Annotated in this window: 12 protein-coding genes and 2 pseudogenes; 5 read left to right on the top strand and 9 right to left on the bottom strand. The window is 67.7% G+C overall.

Annotation, left to right across the window (positions count from 1 at the left end; genetic code table 11):
- The first annotated feature begins 2 nt into the window (after positions 1 to 2).
- On the top strand, positions 3 to 1,289 hold the full coding sequence (locus tag ACWC2T_RS34765; RefSeq protein WP_450674322.1) for an SGNH/GDSL hydrolase family protein: 1,287 nt from the start codon (positions 3 to 5) through the stop codon (positions 1,287 to 1,289).
- A 23-nt stretch (positions 1,290 to 1,312) separates the two neighbouring features.
- Positions 1,313 to 1,546: a hypothetical protein gene (locus ACWC2T_RS34760; RefSeq protein ID WP_450674377.1), complete on the top strand. Its 234-nt coding sequence runs from the start codon at positions 1,313 to 1,315 to the stop codon at positions 1,544 to 1,546.
- Here ACWC2T_RS34760 and ACWC2T_RS34755 read toward each other — a convergent pair.
- The 6 genes and pseudogenes from ACWC2T_RS34755 to ACWC2T_RS34730 form a co-directional block, all read right to left on the bottom strand.
- Positions 1,459 to 1,821, bottom strand: a pseudogene (locus ACWC2T_RS34755) (glycosyl hydrolase family 28-related protein); the annotation flags it as partial. The gene ACWC2T_RS34760 and the pseudogene ACWC2T_RS34755 overlap by 88 nt on opposite strands.
- A gap of 206 nt (positions 1,822 to 2,027) precedes the next feature.
- Positions 2,028 to 3,629, bottom strand: coding sequence for a glycoside hydrolase family 13 protein (locus tag ACWC2T_RS34750; protein ID WP_450674321.1), 1,602 nt, complete (start codon positions 3,627 to 3,629; stop codon positions 2,028 to 2,030).
- A 26-nt stretch (positions 3,630 to 3,655) separates the two neighbouring features.
- Entirely contained in the window at positions 3,656 to 4,522 is an 867-nt protein-coding gene (locus tag ACWC2T_RS34745) for a carbohydrate ABC transporter permease (RefSeq protein WP_450674320.1), read from the bottom strand.
- Entirely contained in the window at positions 4,519 to 5,460 is a 942-nt protein-coding gene (locus ACWC2T_RS34740) for a carbohydrate ABC transporter permease (RefSeq protein WP_450674319.1), read from the bottom strand. Before ACWC2T_RS34740 ends, ACWC2T_RS34745 begins: the two co-directional genes overlap by 4 nt.
- A gap of 51 nt (positions 5,461 to 5,511) precedes the next feature.
- A complete protein-coding gene (locus ACWC2T_RS34735; RefSeq protein WP_450674318.1) occupies positions 5,512 to 6,870 on the bottom strand; it encodes an extracellular solute-binding protein in 1,359 nt (452 codons plus the stop codon).
- Positions 6,871 to 7,068: 198 nt separating this feature from the next.
- Positions 7,069 to 8,088, bottom strand: coding sequence for a LacI family DNA-binding transcriptional regulator (locus ACWC2T_RS34730; protein ID WP_450674317.1), 1,020 nt, complete (start codon positions 8,086 to 8,088; stop codon positions 7,069 to 7,071).
- 444 nt (positions 8,089 to 8,532) lie between these two features.
- On the opposite strand from ACWC2T_RS34730, the gene ACWC2T_RS34725 reads away from it, so the two are divergent.
- Positions 8,533 to 11,775 carry a discoidin domain-containing protein gene (locus tag ACWC2T_RS34725; RefSeq protein WP_450674316.1) on the top strand — a complete coding sequence of 1,081 codons (3,243 nt, stop codon included), beginning with the start codon at positions 8,533 to 8,535 and terminating at the stop codon, positions 11,773 to 11,775.
- A gap of 225 nt (positions 11,776 to 12,000) precedes the next feature.
- Here the strand turns inward: ACWC2T_RS34725 and ACWC2T_RS34720 are convergent.
- Positions 12,001 to 12,126, bottom strand: a pseudogene (locus tag ACWC2T_RS34720) (transposase); the annotation flags it as partial.
- On the opposite strand from ACWC2T_RS34720, the gene ACWC2T_RS34715 reads away from it, so the two are divergent.
- Positions 12,119 to 12,382: a hypothetical protein gene (locus ACWC2T_RS34715; protein WP_450674376.1), complete on the top strand. Its 264-nt coding sequence runs from the start codon at positions 12,119 to 12,121 to the stop codon at positions 12,380 to 12,382. The pseudogene ACWC2T_RS34720 and the gene ACWC2T_RS34715 overlap by 8 nt on opposite strands.
- A gap of 150 nt (positions 12,383 to 12,532) precedes the next feature.
- Here ACWC2T_RS34715 and ACWC2T_RS34710 read toward each other — a convergent pair whose 3' ends face one another.
- Complete coding sequence (locus ACWC2T_RS34710) at positions 12,533 to 13,198, bottom strand: hypothetical protein (protein ID WP_450674315.1); 666 nt, start codon at positions 13,196 to 13,198, stop codon at positions 12,533 to 12,535.
- A 104-nt stretch (positions 13,199 to 13,302) separates the two neighbouring features.
- On the bottom strand, positions 13,303 to 13,857 hold the full coding sequence (locus tag ACWC2T_RS34705) for a DUF4760 domain-containing protein (RefSeq protein WP_450674314.1): 555 nt from the start codon (positions 13,855 to 13,857) through the stop codon (positions 13,303 to 13,305).
- Positions 13,858 to 14,123: 266 nt separating this feature from the next.
- Between ACWC2T_RS34705 and ACWC2T_RS34700 the strand changes: the two genes are divergently transcribed.
- On the top strand, positions 14,124 to 14,753 hold the full coding sequence (locus ACWC2T_RS34700; RefSeq protein WP_450674313.1) for a hypothetical protein: 630 nt from the start codon (positions 14,124 to 14,126) through the stop codon (positions 14,751 to 14,753).
- The last annotated feature ends 134 nt before the right edge of the window (positions 14,754 to 14,887 follow it).

Below are 14,887 nucleotides of genomic sequence, written 5' to 3'. Positions count from 1 at the left end.
CGATGTCCTCGGCAGAGAAAAGACCCGAGAAGGAGAGAAGGGCGGCGGGTCGCAGGCCCCTGCTGTGTGTGTTCGGCGCACTGACCGGCATGGCCCTGACGGTCGTTCCGTTGGGCACCGCACATGTGGCAAGCGCCGCCACTGCCTCGCCTCAGACCAACGGCACCCGCGTCAGTGCCTGGTCGCCCAGTATGACGACCGGCGGCCCGTCCTTCACCAACCAGACCATCCGGATGGTGGTGCACAGCAGCGTGGCGGGGTCGGGAGCGCGCATCACCCTGTCCAACCGGTACAGCAGCACCCCGCTCGATGTCAGCGCCGTGGACGTGGCGGTGCAGGCGAGCGGTGGACAGGCGACGCGCGGCACCTTCCGGAACGTCACCTTCGGCAGCTCCCCCCACGTCACGATACCCGCCGGTGAGGAGGCCGTCAGCGACGTCATACCGATCTCGGTCAGCGCCGGGGAGAACCTGCTCGTCAGCCTCTACGTGCCCAGCACGACGGGGATGTCGACCTGGCACTCCGACGCGTTCGACACCACCTACATCGCCTCCGGCAACCACACCGGCGACGACCGCGACGACGCGTTCGGCACCACGACGACCTCCTGGTACTACCTGGCGGGGCTGGACGTCGTGTCATCGTCCGCGCGGGGCACCGTCGTCGCCTTCGGCGACTCCATCACGGACGGCTACCACTCCTCGACCGGCACCTACACCCGGTGGCCCGACTTCCTCGGACGCCGACTGGGCGCCGGACCGGGCAAACAGAAGCTGAGCGTCGTCGACGCCGGCATCGGCGGCAACCGGGTCCTCACCGACGTCCCGAACCTGTGGCAGGGCGTCAGCGCCCTGAAGCGCTTCGGGCACGACGCCCTCGGCCAGCCAGGTGTCAAGGACGTGATCCTCTTCGAAGGCATCAACGACATCGGCAACAACGCAGGCCCCGACGGCCGGCCGCTGACCGCCCGGGACCTCATCAACGGCTACCGCACCCTGATCGGCGAGGCGCACGCCGCCCACGTCCACATCATCGGCGCGACCCTGATGCCCGACAAGGGCAATGGCTACTACACGCCCACCGCCGAGGCGATCCGCCAGAGCGTCAACCGGTGGATCCGCACCAGCGGAGCCTTCGACGGCGTCATCGACTTCGACCGGACCATGCGTGATCCCGCGAACCCGGCCGCCCTCAACCCGGCCTACGACTCGGGCGACCACCTCCACCCCAACGACGAGGGGATGAAGGCCATGGCCGACGCGATCGACCTGCGGCTCCTGCGCACCTGACGCACGCGGGCACCGGTCCTCTCATGCGGGTGGGCACCGCCCTCGCCAACCGGCTGCTGGGCCAGGACGCCGAGATCGGCACCCTGGCCCATCTGTGCGTGGCGACCGCGGCGGATGTCGAGAGCGGGCGGGTGGTGACCTCCGTCAACGGCGCCGCCGTCACCCAGTCTGTCATGGTGGTGCGGTGGCTTCCGTTCACGCTGACGTCGAGCGGGGTGGTGATCCCGCCGCCGGTCGGGGCGTCCGGGACGCTGTAGCGCACAGTGACGGCGTTGGCGGCACGCGGCAGCGTGAACTCGACGTACTGGCCGGGTGCGAGACTGACCGCGCTGCGGCCTGAAGCCTCGGCGGCAAGCGTGTACGCGGTGCGACCCGGCCCGATGACGGTGCCGTCGGTCGGGGCCTGCTCCAGGAAGCCGAGGTCGGCTCCGCGACCGGCGAGCAGGGTGGGGTCGAGCCCGACGCGGGTCACCGGCGTGGCCTGGGTCCCCCGGTCGGCACCGGCCGCCGCCGCGCCGACGCCGGCCGGCATGGCGGTGAGGCCGGCCGTCGCTGTCACGACCACCAGGGCTGCGGTGGCTCTTCGCCGCGCGCCGGTACGTCTGCTTGTGCGGCTCACTGCGCCTCGATTCTGTGGAGGAAGGCGATGGATCCTCGCGGGAGCTGTGGGAAGGGGCGGGCCGTACCGCCCACTTCCATGAGCGGCACGGCCCGGGTGCGGTCGGTGCCGCGTCCGGGTCAGGGCAGGCGCAGCCAGACCGCGGCATCGGCGGGCAGTTGCCCGTCCCTCAGCGGTGCACTGCTCAGCAGGACCTGCCGGTGCGGTGGCAGCGGTGCCGGCTCCGAGCCCAGGTTGACGACGCAGCCGAAGCCGGGGTCGCGGGTGAAGGAGAGTACCTGGGGGCCGCTGGGAAGCCAGGTCATCTGCCCGTCGCCGAGGGCGGTCTCGCTCCGGCGCAGGCGCAGCGCCGTGCGGTACAGGCTCAGCGTGCTGTCCCGGTCCGCCACCTGCTGCTGCGCCGTCATCGCCGACCAGGGCCGAGGTTGGGGCAGCCAGGGCTGAGTGCCCTCGGGGCCGAAGCCGAACGGCGGGGCGTCGCCGCTCCACGGCAGTGGCACGCGGCAGCCGTCCCGGCCGGGGTCGGCTCCGTGGGTGCGGTGGAACATCGGGTCCTCGATGACCGAGTGCGGCAGGTCCTCGACCTCGGGCAGGCCGAGTTCCTCGCCCTGGTAGAGGTAGACGGAGCCGGGCAGGGCCAGGCTCAGCAGCGCTGCCGCCCGGGCGCGCCGCGTGCCCAGTGCGAGGTCGGTGGGGGTGCCGTGGGCCTTGGCCGCGAAGTCGAAGCCGGTGTCCGCGCGGCCGTAGCGGGTGACGGTCCGGGTCACGTCGTGGTTGGCCAGCACCCAGGTGGCGGGCGCGCCGACGGGCGTGTGTACGGCCAGTGTGGTCGTGATCGTCTCGCGCAGCCGGGCGGCGTCCCAAGGGCAGGTGAGAAAGCCGAAGTTGAAGGCGGTGTGGAGTTCGTCCGGGCGCAGGTAGCGGGCGAAGCGCTCGGGGTCGGGCAGCCAGACTTCGCCGATCAGGGCGCGCGGCGGGGTGTAGGACTCGGCGACCTTGCGCCAGTCCCGGTACACGTCGTGGATCTCGTCGCGGTCCAGGTAGGGATGTGGGTCCGCGCCGTCCACCAGGTCGGGAAGCGCCGGGTCCTTGATGACCTCGGCTGCGGAGTCGATGCGGACCCCGGCCGCGCCCCGGTCGAACCAGAAGCGCAGCACCTCCTCGTGCTCCCGGCGCACCTCGGGGTGCTGCCAGTTCAGGTCGGGCTGGGCGGAGGCGAAGCGGTGCAGGTACCACTGGCCGTCCGGGACGCGGGTCCAGGCACTGCCACCGAACTGCGACATCCAGTTGTTGGGAGGAAGTTCGCCCCGCTCGCCTCGGCCCTCACGGAACCAGAACCGATCGCGCTCCGGCGAGCCGGGGCCCGCGGCGAGCGCGTCCTGGAACCAGCGGTGCCGGTCGGAGACGTGGTTGGGGACGATGTCGACGATGGTGCGAATACCCGACGCGAGTGCCTCGGATATCAGCTTCTCGGCCTCTCCCAGGCTGCCGAAGGCCGGGTGGATGGCCCGGTAGTCGGCCACGTCGTAGCCGCCGTCGGCCATCGGTGAGGCGTACCAGGGGGTGAACCAGAGCGCGTCGACACCGAGCTCGGCGAGATACGGCAGCCGGGACCGGACGCCCGCCAGGTCGCCCACCCCGTCGCCGTCCGTGTCGGCGAAGCTGCGCACGTAGATCTGGTAGATCGCGGCGCCACGCCACCACTCGTGGGGTTGGTGCACGGTAGAAGTCTCCTCGGGAGATGGTGTCAGCCCTTGAGGCTGCCGGCGGTGAGCCCGGACATGATGTTGCGTTGGAAGATCAGGAAGAAGACCACCGTCGGCACGGCGGAAATGGCCGAGGCGGCGATCAGCACGTTCTCCGGCACGCCCAGAGAGAGCGAGTAGATGCCGGCGTTGAGCGTCTGCCGGGTCGGGTCGGGCTCGGCCAGCAGCGGCCAGAGGAAGTCCTTCCACACGTTGACCAGGGCAAAGATGGACACCACGCCGATGATCGGCCGGGACATGGGCAGCACGATGGAGAGCAGGGTGCGCAGCGGTCCGGCGCCGTCGATGGCGGCGGAATCGAGCAGTTCCTGCGCCACGGAGTCGAAGAAGCGCTTCAGCAGGTAGATGTTGAAGGCGTTGGCCACCGACGGGAGCCAGATCGCCCAAGGGGAGTTGAGCAGGTTCTGGTGGATCATCGGCAGGTCCAGCACGGTCAGGTACTGCGGGACGACCAGCACCATGGCTGGGATCATGAGGGTGGCCAGCATCAGGCCGAGGATCGCGTTGCCCAGCGCCGGCCGTAGTTTGGACAGCGAGTAGGCCGCGGCGACGTCCAGGACGAGCTGGAAGGCGAGTGCCCCGAAGGCGTACCAGAGCGTGTTGAGCAGCAGGTGGGCGATGTTGAGGCGAGTCCACGCGTCGCTGTAATTGGAGGCCTCGATGTGGTGCGGGTAGAAGGTGGGCGGGGTCTGGATGGACTCGGTGGTGCCCTTGAGCCCGCCCGTCACCAGCAGGTAGAGGGGGCCGAGGAAGGCCAGCGTGAAGGCGGCGACGACCAGGATCAGCGTCGCGCGGTAGAGCGTGCGGTTCAGCTGGGCCGGATTGACCAGGGTGCGGGTGTCGCTCATGACTCCAGCCTCCGGTTGAGTCGCACGTAGATCACCGAGAATCCGGCGAGCACCAGCAGCAGGAGCAGCCCGAGAGCGCAGGAGGCGCCGTAGTTGGAGAAGTTGAAGGCGTACTGGTAGATCAGGTAGACGACGGTGGTGGTCGAACCCTCCACCCCCTGGCCGCCGTTGGTGAGGATGAAGGGCTCGACGAAGACCTGCATGGTGGCGACGATCTGAAGCATCAGCATCAGAGAGAGAACGAGCCGGGTCTGCGGGATCGTCACGTGCCAGACGCGCCGCAGCAGTCCGGCTCCGTCCAGTTCGGCGGCCTCGTAGAGCTCACCGGGTATGTTCTGCAGCGCCGCCAGGTAGATCAGCGTGGCGCTGCCCATGTTCATCCAGGTGGAGGCGATGACGACGGCGAGCATCGCCATGTCCGGGGACTGCAGCCAGCCGGAGGTGGGCAGGTGCAGCAGTTGCAGTGACCGGTTGATCGGCCCGTACTCGGGGTTGTACAGGTACTTGAACAGCAGCAGTGAGGACACCGGCGGAAGCATCACCGGCAGGTACACCAGGATTCTCAGGTAGCCCCGCGCGTGCCGCAGTTCGTTCATCACCACGGCCGTGACGAACGGCAGCGCGAAGCCGAACAGCAGGGCCATGCCGGTGAACTCGGCGGTGTTCCGCCAGGCCGGCCAGAAGCTGGGATCGTGCACGATCTGGTCGAGGTTGTGCAGGCCGATCCAGGTGGTCCTGCCCGCCTTCGCCTTCTGGAAGCTCATGATCACTTCCCGGGCCATGGGATACCACTGGAAGCAGGCGAAGCAGAGCACCGCGCCGATCAGGAAGCCGTGTGCGGTGAGGTTGCGCTGTACGGATCTGCGCAGTGCCCCGGCCCGGCCGGCCGCCTTGGCGGGCGGCGAGTCGGTTCCGGAGGATGCGGTCACGACCGCCATCGTCGATCTCCTTGGGAGGCTGCTCGTCCCGGGGCCTGGCGGCCCTTGCGGCTACTGGGCGTTGGCGAGGACCTGGTTGACCTGCTGCTCAGCGGTGTCCAGCAGCTTCTTCAGGTCGGCGTTGCGGCTCGTCAGTGCGGACGCCATCGTGGTGTCCAGGATCTTGTAGATGGCCTGGGCGTTGGCGGGCTCGGTGACACCGGGGACGTTGGCCTTGACGAAGGGGTCGAAGGCCTTCACCGACATGGTGGCGTTTGCGGCCTTGAGCTGGGCGTCCTTGATAGCGGTCGCGCCCTGGAACAGCTGCGGCTCGGGCAGGCCGACCGCCTGGCCGGAGGCCTTGGAGCGGGCGTAGTTGTACTGCTGGCCCTGGCCCTCCGTCAGCCAGAGGTAGCTGAGCAGTTGGATCCCGGCCTTGATCTGCTCGGGGGTGTCCTTGACGTTGAACATGTAGTCGTCGCCGCCGGTGAGGGTTCCGGTGCCGGGTCCGTTGTGGCCGGGGACCGGGCCCATACCGAAGTCCTCGTAGTGGGCGCCGAGGCTCTGCACCATGTAGGTGATGTCGTCCGGGGCGGCGATGTACATCCCCAACTTGCCCGCGGCCATCTGCTTCTGGAGGTCGCCCCACTTGTAGAGCTGGGTGCTGCCCATGACGTTGTCGTCGAAGCGGAGCTTGTGCAGGTTCTGCAGCACGGCCAGGCCCTGGGGGTTGTTGAAGGCCGCTTTGGTGCCGTCGTCGCTCACCATCCGGCCGCCCTGGGCGTAGATCTCGGCGGTGAAGTGCCAGCCGCCGTTGTTTCCCGCGCTGTAGTCGCCGTAGCCCGCGATGCCCTTGCCCAGGGCGGCGATCTTCTTGGCGTCGGCCTCGACCTCGGCCCAGGTCTGCGGGGGCTGGTCAGGGTTCAGCCCGGCCTTCTGGAAGAGCTTCCGGTTGATGATCAGGCCCATGGTGTAGTTGGTGCGCGCAATGCCGTAGATCTTCCCGTCGGCCTTCTGGGTGTTCCACACCGAGGACATGATGTCGTCCTTGACCGGCAGGTTCTCGGAGGTGACGTACTTCGTGATGTCGGCCGCCTGGCCGGCGTCCAGGACCTGCTGCTTGTCCGTGAAGTAGGTGTAGAAGACGTTGGGCTCGGTGCCACCCTTGAGTGCGGCTGTGAACAGTTCAGGGGTCTCGCACGGGAACGTGTCGATGCTCTTCACCGTGACGTTCGGGTGCAGCTTCTCGAAGGCCGCGATGTCGTCGGCCCACTGCTTGCGCTGCGTCGGGCGGCTGGTCGGCGGGGCGCAGTCGATGGAGATGGTGACCTTGCCGTTGCTCGACTTGGTACCGCCGCTGGAGGAGCTGGAACAGGCGGCAGCGGTCAGGGTGAGAGCGCCGGCGATCAGCAGCGCTGCAGATCTGCGCATGGGTAGAAGACCCCTTCATGGGCGGAGTGCGTGGGATGTGGCGCGCCTCACTTAAGCACCGCCCCGCCAGCTCCGCAATATCTCGACTTAAGTTTGCAAGAAGTCAACGCGAAGCTGGGGTGCGACGAGCCACGAACAACGCAAGGGCCGCACCCCATGGGGGTACGGCCCTTGCCGGCGCTGCGAGTTGGCGCTCCGTCAGCTACTGGGCTCTCTCCGTGCCAGACCGGTGGATCCGCGCACCACAAGCTCCGGCTCGAAGAGCAGCTCGTCGTGGGTGACCTTGGCGCCGGCCAGCTCTCCCACGAGCAGCTCCACGGCGGCGCGGCCCATCGCCTCGATGGGCTGACGGATGGTGGTCAGCGGCGGATCGGTGCAGGTCATGAAGGAGGAATCGTCGTAGCCGATGATCGACACGTCCCGGGGGACATCAAGCCGACGCCTGCGGGCAGCGCGCACCGCCCCCAGGGCCAGCGGGTCCGAGGCGCAGATGATGCCGGTGACACCGCGCTGCAGCAGGCGCGCGGCCGCGGCCTGCCCACCCTCCAGGGAGAACAACGCGTGTACGACATCCGCCTCCTCGAGCTCCAGTCCGGCACTCTCCAGTACCGTGCGAGCCGCCGCCAGCTTGCGCCGCGACGGCATGTGATCGGGCGGTCCGAGCACCAGGCCGATCCGCCGGTGGCCCAGCGACAGCAAGTGTCCGGCGCCCTGCTCCACCGCGACCGCGTCGTCGCAACTGACCTGCGGGAAGTCCAGGTCGGGTATGGCGGCGTTCATCAGCACCGTCGGCAGACCGCGGCGGGACAGCCGCTCGTAGTGCTCGTGCGGGGACTCGGCCTGGGCGTACAGGCCACCGAAGAAGATCACGCCCGAGACCTGCTGCTGGAGCAGCAGCTCCACATAGTCGGCTTCGGAGACACCACCCGCCGTCTGCGTGCACAGCACCGGGGTGAAGCCCTGCTGCGCCAGTGCACTGCTGACCACCTCGGCGAAGGCGGGAAAGATGGGGTTCTGCAGCTCCGGCAGGACCAGCCCCACCAGCCTCGAGCGCTCGCCCCGCAACTGGGTGGGGCGCTCGTACCCGAGCACGTCCAGGGCGGTCAGCACGGCCTCGCGGGTCTGCTCGGAGACACCGGGCTTGCCGTTGAGCACCCGGCTGACCGTCGCCTCGCTGACCCCGACTTTCCTGGCCACCTCGGCAAGTCGTCGTGTCATGGCTCAAGCCTAGGGCATGATCCGCAATCCACTTGCGGCCCCGCGTAAAAATTCGCCAGTCTTTGCAGCAAGAACGTCGGGGCAGCCACGGCAACTAAGCTCCACCCAGGGAGATTCGACGAGGGGCAGATGCGCCCCAACCAGGGCCGCATGCCTTCTCTCTTTGCCTACGCGCCTGACCCGGAGATCGAGAACTTACAAGAAAAAGTAAGCTTGTAACAAACTCTGATCGGAATATTGCTCGGATCTGTCCGAGCCAATACGGTGCTGCACGCGCCGCCGTCTGTGCTCGGCTCCTTCCTCTCCACCTGTTCGCACCTGCTCCACCTTGCCCGGCCACGAAGGGCCGGCGAAGCGCTGCGTCGTGCCCAAGGGCACCTGACCTCGGGCACCCCACCCGACGGCGGCACGCCTCACGACGGCTTCGGCCCCAAGGAGCAACCCTTGTTCCAGTCCCTACGCACACTCAGACGCGTGGTCGCCCTGGGCGGCACCGGCGCACTGCTGGTCGCCACGAGCGTCCTCCTGGCGGCGCCCTCGGCATGGGCCGCCGCCACCGGCGGCAGCGGTGCCGCCCTGCCCTATGTCGAGGTCCAGGCGGAGAACGCCGCCACCAACGGCAGCGTCATCGGTCCCAGCTACACCCAGGGCCAGCTGGCCGACGAAGCCTCCTACCGCAAGGCCGTGACGCTGCAGGCGGCGGGCAAGTACGTCACCTTCACCACCCCGGTGGCCACGAACTCCATCAACTTCCGGTACAGCATCCCGGACAGCTCGAACGGGTCGGTCTACAACGCGCCGCTGTCCCTGTACATCAACGGCGCCAAGCAGAGCAACTTCACCCTGACCAACGCATACAGCTGGTTCTACGGCAGCTACCCCTTCACCAACAGCCCGGGCAGCAACCCGCACCACTTCTTTGACGAGGCCCATCGCCTCTTCACGCAGACCTATCCGGCCGGCACCACCTTCACGCTACAGGTGGACCCCGAGGACACCGCGTCGTCCTACACCATCGACTTCGCCGACTTCGAGCAGGTCGGTGCCCCGCTGACGCAGCCGGCCGGCTCGGTGTCGGTGACCAGCAAGGGCGCGGACGCGACCGGCGTCAACGACTCGACCAGCGCCTTCAACTCGGCGATCAGCGCCGCGGGCGCTGGTGGCACCGTGTGGATGCCGCCCGGCACGTACAAGATCCCGGGCCACATCGCGGTGAACAACGTGACGATCGCCGGCGCCGGCATGTGGTACTCGACGGTCACCGGGTCGGCGCCGGGCTTCTACGGCAACTCCGCGCCGTCGCCGAGCACCGGCGTGCACCTGGAGAACTTCGCGATCTCCGGTGACGTCCAGGACCGCAACGACGGCGCGCAGGTGAACGGCATCGGCGGCGCGATGAGCAACTCCACCGTGTCCGACGTGTGGATCGAGCACGAGAAGGTCGGCGCCTGGATGGACGGGCCGATGGACGGCCTGACCTTCAGCGGCATGCGGATCCGCGACACCACCGCCGACGGCATCAACCTCCACGGCGGCGTGACCAACTCCAAGGTCACGGGCAGCGACATCCGCAACACGGGCGACGACGGCATCGCGACCTGGGCGGACTCCGGCATCGGCGCCGACGCCAACGACACCATCTCCAACAACACGGTGCAGCTGCAGATGCTCGCCAACGGCATCGCGATCTACGGCGGGCACGACAACACCGTGAGCGGCAACCTGGTGCAGGACTCCGGCATCACCCAGGGCGGCGGCATCCACGTCGGGCAGCGCTTCAGCTCCACCCCGGTCGGCACCACGACCATCTCCGACAACACGCTGATCCGCAACGGGAGCCTCGACCCCAACTGGCAGTTCGGGGTCGGCTCTCTGTGGTTCGACGGCAGTCAGGGGGCCATCAACGGCCCGGTCAACGTGACCAACGCGCTGATCCAGCAGAGCCCCTATGAGGCGATCCAGTGGGTCGAGGGCACCGTCAGCGGTGTCCACCTCAACAACGTGACCATCGCCGGGACCGGCACCTTCGCCCTTCAGGAGCAGACCGGCGGCTCGGCGAGCTTCACCAACGTCACCGCGACCGGCGTCAACGGGCCCGCACCCGTCTACAGCTGCGAGGGTGGCAACTTCACGGTGACCGACGGCGGCGGCAACTCGGGCATCGGCGGGACCGCGTACTGCGGCGGATGGCCCACCCCGGTCTACCCGCCCTATCCGGCCAGCACGGTCACCGCCTCCCCGAGCGCGCTGAGCTTCGGCTCGCAGGCCGGCGGTACGACCAGCGCGGCGCAGACCGTGACGGTCTCCAACCCGACCGGTTCGTCCCCCTCCGTCTCCTCCATCTCCACCAGCGGCGACTTCACCCAGACCAACACCTGCGGCAGCTCCATTCCGGCGAACGGCTCGTGCGCCGTCAGCGTCACCTTCACACCGACGGCGACCGGCAACCGCACCGGAACGCTGACCGTCAACGCGGGCGGCACCACCAACACCGTCAGCCTCTCCGGCACCGGCACCGCCGCCGGACCCGCGCTGAACGCCAGTCCGACGAGCCTGTCGTTCTCCGACACGGTCGTCGGCTCCACCGCCTCCGCGAAGACGGTGACAGTGACCAACACCGGCACCACCACGGCGACCGTATCCAGCGTCGCGGCGACGGGAGACTTCAGCCAGACCAACAACTGCTCCACCATCGCCGTCGGTGCGTCCTGCACGGTGAGCGTCACCTTCAAGCCCACCGCCGCCGGATCCCGCACCGGCACCCTCACCGTGTCCAGCAACGCGAACAACAACCCGCTCACGGTGGCCCTCTCCGGCAGCGGCATCGACAGCAGCACCAACGTGGCGGCCGGCCGGCCTGCGTCGGCGAGTTCGAGCAACAGCCCGTACGTCGCCTCGAACCTCACCGACTCCGACCCGTCCAGCTACTGGGAGAGCAGCAACGGCTCGTTCCCGCAGTGGGCCCAGGTCGACCTCGGCCAGAGCTACAGCATCGGCAAGGTCGTCCTCAAGCTGCCGCCGTCGACGGCGTGGGGGGCCCGCACGCAGACCCTGTCACTGCTGGGTTCCACGGACGGCTCCTCGTTCTCGACCATCGTGGGATCGGCCGGATACACCTTCGATCCCAACACCAACACCAACACGGTGACCGTCACCTTCGACGCCACCGCGGCGCGCTACGTGCGGGCGAACATCACCGCGAACACCGGTTGGAACGCGGCCCAGTTGTCGGACTTCGAGGTGTTCACCAGCGGCAACGGCTCCGGCACCGTCAGCACCGATCTCGCGGCCGGCAAGGCCACCAGCGAGTCCAGCCACACCCAGACGTACGCGTCGTCCAACGTGACGGACGGCAACCAGTCCACCTACTGGGAAAGCGCAAACAACGCCCTGCCGCAGTGGGTGCAGGTGGACCTCGGATCCCAGCAGAGCGCGTCCCGCGTGGTCCTCCAGCTGCCCGCCGGCTGGGGCGCCCGCGACCAGACGCTGTCCCTGGTGGGCAGCACCGACGGCACCGCCTTCTCCACCGTCAAGGCGTCGGCCACCTACACCTTCGACCCCGCCACCAGCAACACGGTCACCATCACTTTTCCCGCGAGCACCCAGCGGTACTTCCGGGTGAACATCACGGCGAACACCGGTTGGCCGGCGGGACAGATCTCGGAGTTCCAGGTCTGGAACACCTGAACTGACCCGAACCCAAGGTGCCGCCGGGCCCTGTGTGCATCGGCGGCACCGTCATGCCGTCAGTTTCGGCAGGTACAGACACCAGCAGGGACGTACCGGTGAGGTGCCGGTCGATTCAGGAGCTCCAGACATGGAACTCCGAGAGCTGCCCGGCCGGCCATCCCGAGTTCGGGGACCGTTAAATCGTTGGCTCTGTCCCGTATTCGGTGGTGACGGAGCGTGCTGTTATCCGAGGAGGATGCGGTGCCGGAGCAGGGTGAAGCCTGCTCGGCCGTGCATCTCGCGCGCGATTTGTTTGGTCTTGGTGTTGACGCCCTCGGTGGGGCCGTTGGTGTACGGAAGCGTGAGCGCAGGCGGCGCTTGGGTCGCGAAGGCTCTCAACACCCTGTTCGCCCCGTTCATCGCTGCGGACCCCCGGCATGCCGAAGGCCGGCAAGTGGCCTTCTACGCGGGTGACGACACCGATGCGAAGGCAACCGTGGCCGGATTGCTGGGCGAATTCGGATTCGCCACCCTGGACCTGGGCGGCCTGCGTGAGGGCGGGCGACTGATGCAGTTGGACGGAGCACTCAGTGCGAAGCACTTGCTGCTGCAGGACGTCGGCTGACGCCCTGGCCGAGCTCTGCGCGTACCCGTCGCACGGGAAGGAGGAGAACCATGAACCGTCGTGTCGTCTACGCCCGTGGGGGTCTGCCCGCCGACGTCCTGACTGTCATCGAGGAGCCGGAGCCGGCAGCACCGAAGAGTGGTCAGGTCCTCATCCGTACCAACGGCATTCCTGGTGCACCCCGGTGATCTGCAGGCCGTCGAGGCCCACCCGGGGAAAGATGCACAGCCGGTTCCAGCCGGTGTCGAGGCCACGGGCGTGGTGGAGGCAATAGGGCCACATGCGCGTGTGGCTCCAGGTGTCGAGGTCGGCGGACGTGTAACGGTCTTCCCTCAGCCAGGCGCGTGGTCCCAGTGGATCGTGGCGAACGCCGACGTGGTCGTCACCGTACCGGAGGAGCTGTCGGACGAGGTCGCCGCGCAGATGCTCGTGAATCCGCTCACCGCGGTGATGCTGCGCCGAGAGGCGGAGGAGCACCAGGCCATCGGATACGACGATATCCTGCTGCAGACCGCCGCGGGCTCGTCGGTCGGTCGACTGGTGACCGGCACGTGCGAACTCCACGACCTCGGCCTCATCAACGTCGTCCGCAGCGCCCGAGGCGCCGCCGAACTGCGCAAGCGCTTCCCGGAGGTCCCGGTCGTGTCGACAGAGCACCGGGGCTGGGCCCAGGAAGTCCACGGGGCAGCCGCCGGCCGCCCGGTGAGCGTCGCCTTCGACCCGATCGGCGGGAGCGGAGAGCCTTCTGGATTTGTTGGCACCGGGCGGGAACTGGTCAGCTACGGGCAGATGGCCGACGAGCCGATCTCGGTTCACGCGTCGACGCTGCTGCACAAGTCGCTGACGCTGCGGGGCAAGAACATCGGCCGGTGGCTGTCCGAGGTCTCCGCCGTCTATTGGACACTCCCGAGAGAGTTCTTCTACGCGGCCGCGTCGCCGCGTGGGGGAAGGCTGTTCCTTCCTTCCGCCGGAGGAAGGAGCCTACGAGGTGTCATGTGGTCTGCCAGCCATTCCAGGTTGCGCCAGAGGCGGGGTTCACTGTGTTCCTCCCGTTGCGCCTCAGCCCAAGGCCTGTAGTTGTTCCAGACGGAGATGATTAAGCCACCCCATGCGTCGTCGATCAGTTGTCGATCAAAAGCGTCCGACTGCGTGCCGGCGCCAAGGAGGTTGAAGGTTGTGAGGTAGGAGGTGATGAGCTTCGTCGCTCGCTCGTCGCCCGACATCGAGCGGCTGATCAGCGCCTCGATGGCCGCGTGATCTCGCTCCTGGGGTATGCCCTCGTCGAACAGCGACTTTCGCTGATTCATGTTGTCCGCGAGGAACTCCATGGTTGCCTGCTTGCGGCGCCTGTCGTGATCTTGCTTGGTGCTGCGAGCCAGCATCAAGAGCTGCCAGGCCAGGGCGACGAAGCCGACAACGCCCACGGCCAAGGATCCGAACGCGGCTACCAGGGACCACTGCTCAAACGCCGTCATGGGCGCATACACTACGGCGGCGCCCAGCCAGCAGGGGGCGTTTCTGGCATTGACGCATGGCGGCGGACGGCAGCGCACTGACGTCAGCAGCCGGGACTCGATCGGATCGAACGGCAGTGCACGGACGTGAATCCGACATGGCCCACCGCATCTCCGCGCCACAAGTGCACCAGAACGAGCCAGCGGTTCCGCTCGTGGACTGCAACGCCCGTCCGGCCGAGGGCTCGCATCGAAGCGCGTGTGTACCCTCGCGTACCATCCCGCCCATGAGCGCAACGGTCGTCACCATCGCTTTGGCATTCGTCGGCTACCTCGCTACCTACCTCAACAACCTGCGACTGTCGCAGCGGCAAGAACGACTCTCACGCGTGAACCGTCAGCTCAGCGAGTTCTACGGTCCCATGCTCGCTCTCACGGAGACCGGCACGCAAATATTCAACGCTTTCATGGAGCGTGCTGCGACCCGCCCTGACGGCCGATCACCCTTCGCTGTCGGCGGGGAACCTCCAACAAGTGAGGAGTTGACGGAGTGGCGACTGTGGGTGAGTACGGTGTTCCTGCCGAGCATCCAAGCCATGCGTGACATTGTGGTCACCAAAGCGGACCTCCTTGCTGAGCGGCAGGTACCGCCGGTGTTGCTTGAGCTGAGTGCGCACGTCTCCGGCTATGAAATCACTGCAGCCAAATGGGCGAACGGCGACTACACGCAGCACCTCTCCGTCACACCGTTTCCTGGCGAGGAGCTCACACGCTACGTGCGAACCAGCTTCACCCGGCTCAAGGAGGAGCAAGCCAGTCTTCTGGGCCACCGTCGGAGGTGGTCACGCAGCCCGGTACCTGACAACGACACGGTTCCACAGGCTGGTTGGCGTCGCCTCGATTCGGCCCACCAATGACATTGGGGTTCCCCTCCTACTGTGGAGGGGAGTGTCCAAGTTAAGAGATTGTCTCACGTGGCGAGTTTCGCGAGTTTCTTGTAGCAGGTCAGGGCGGCGGCCAGGCCGAGGAAGGCGAGGAAGTGGGAGCCCTT

It is taken from the genome of Streptomyces sp. NPDC001393 (genome assembly GCF_053597455.1).
Note: the sequence above shows the minus strand (reverse complement) of the source record. Positions and strands in the feature narration are given on the sequence as shown.

Bases quoted from the DNA above. Each gene is read 5' to 3' on its own strand.
- ACWC2T_RS34700 (WP_450674313.1), top strand. From the start codon at position 14,124: ATGAGCGCAACGGTCGTCACCATCGCTTTGGCATTCGTCGGCTACCTC.
- ACWC2T_RS34705 (WP_450674314.1), bottom strand. From the start codon at position 13,857: ATGACGGCGTTTGAGCAGTGGTCCCTGGTAGCCGCGTTCGGATCCTTG.
- ACWC2T_RS34765 (WP_450674322.1), top strand. From the start codon at position 3: ATGTCCTCGGCAGAGAAAAGACCCGAGAAGGAGAGAAGGGCGGCGGGT.
- ACWC2T_RS34730 (WP_450674317.1), bottom strand. From the start codon at position 8,088: ATGACACGACGACTTGCCGAGGTGGCCAGGAAAGTCGGGGTCAGCGAG.
- ACWC2T_RS34735 (WP_450674318.1), bottom strand. From the start codon at position 6,870: ATGCGCAGATCTGCAGCGCTGCTGATCGCCGGCGCTCTCACCCTGACC.
- ACWC2T_RS34760 (WP_450674377.1), top strand. From the start codon at position 1,313: ATGCGGGTGGGCACCGCCCTCGCCAACCGGCTGCTGGGCCAGGACGCC.
- ACWC2T_RS34740 (WP_450674319.1), bottom strand. From the start codon at position 5,460: ATGGCGGTCGTGACCGCATCCTCCGGAACCGACTCGCCGCCCGCCAAG.
- ACWC2T_RS34745 (WP_450674320.1), bottom strand. From the start codon at position 4,522: ATGAGCGACACCCGCACCCTGGTCAATCCGGCCCAGCTGAACCGCACG.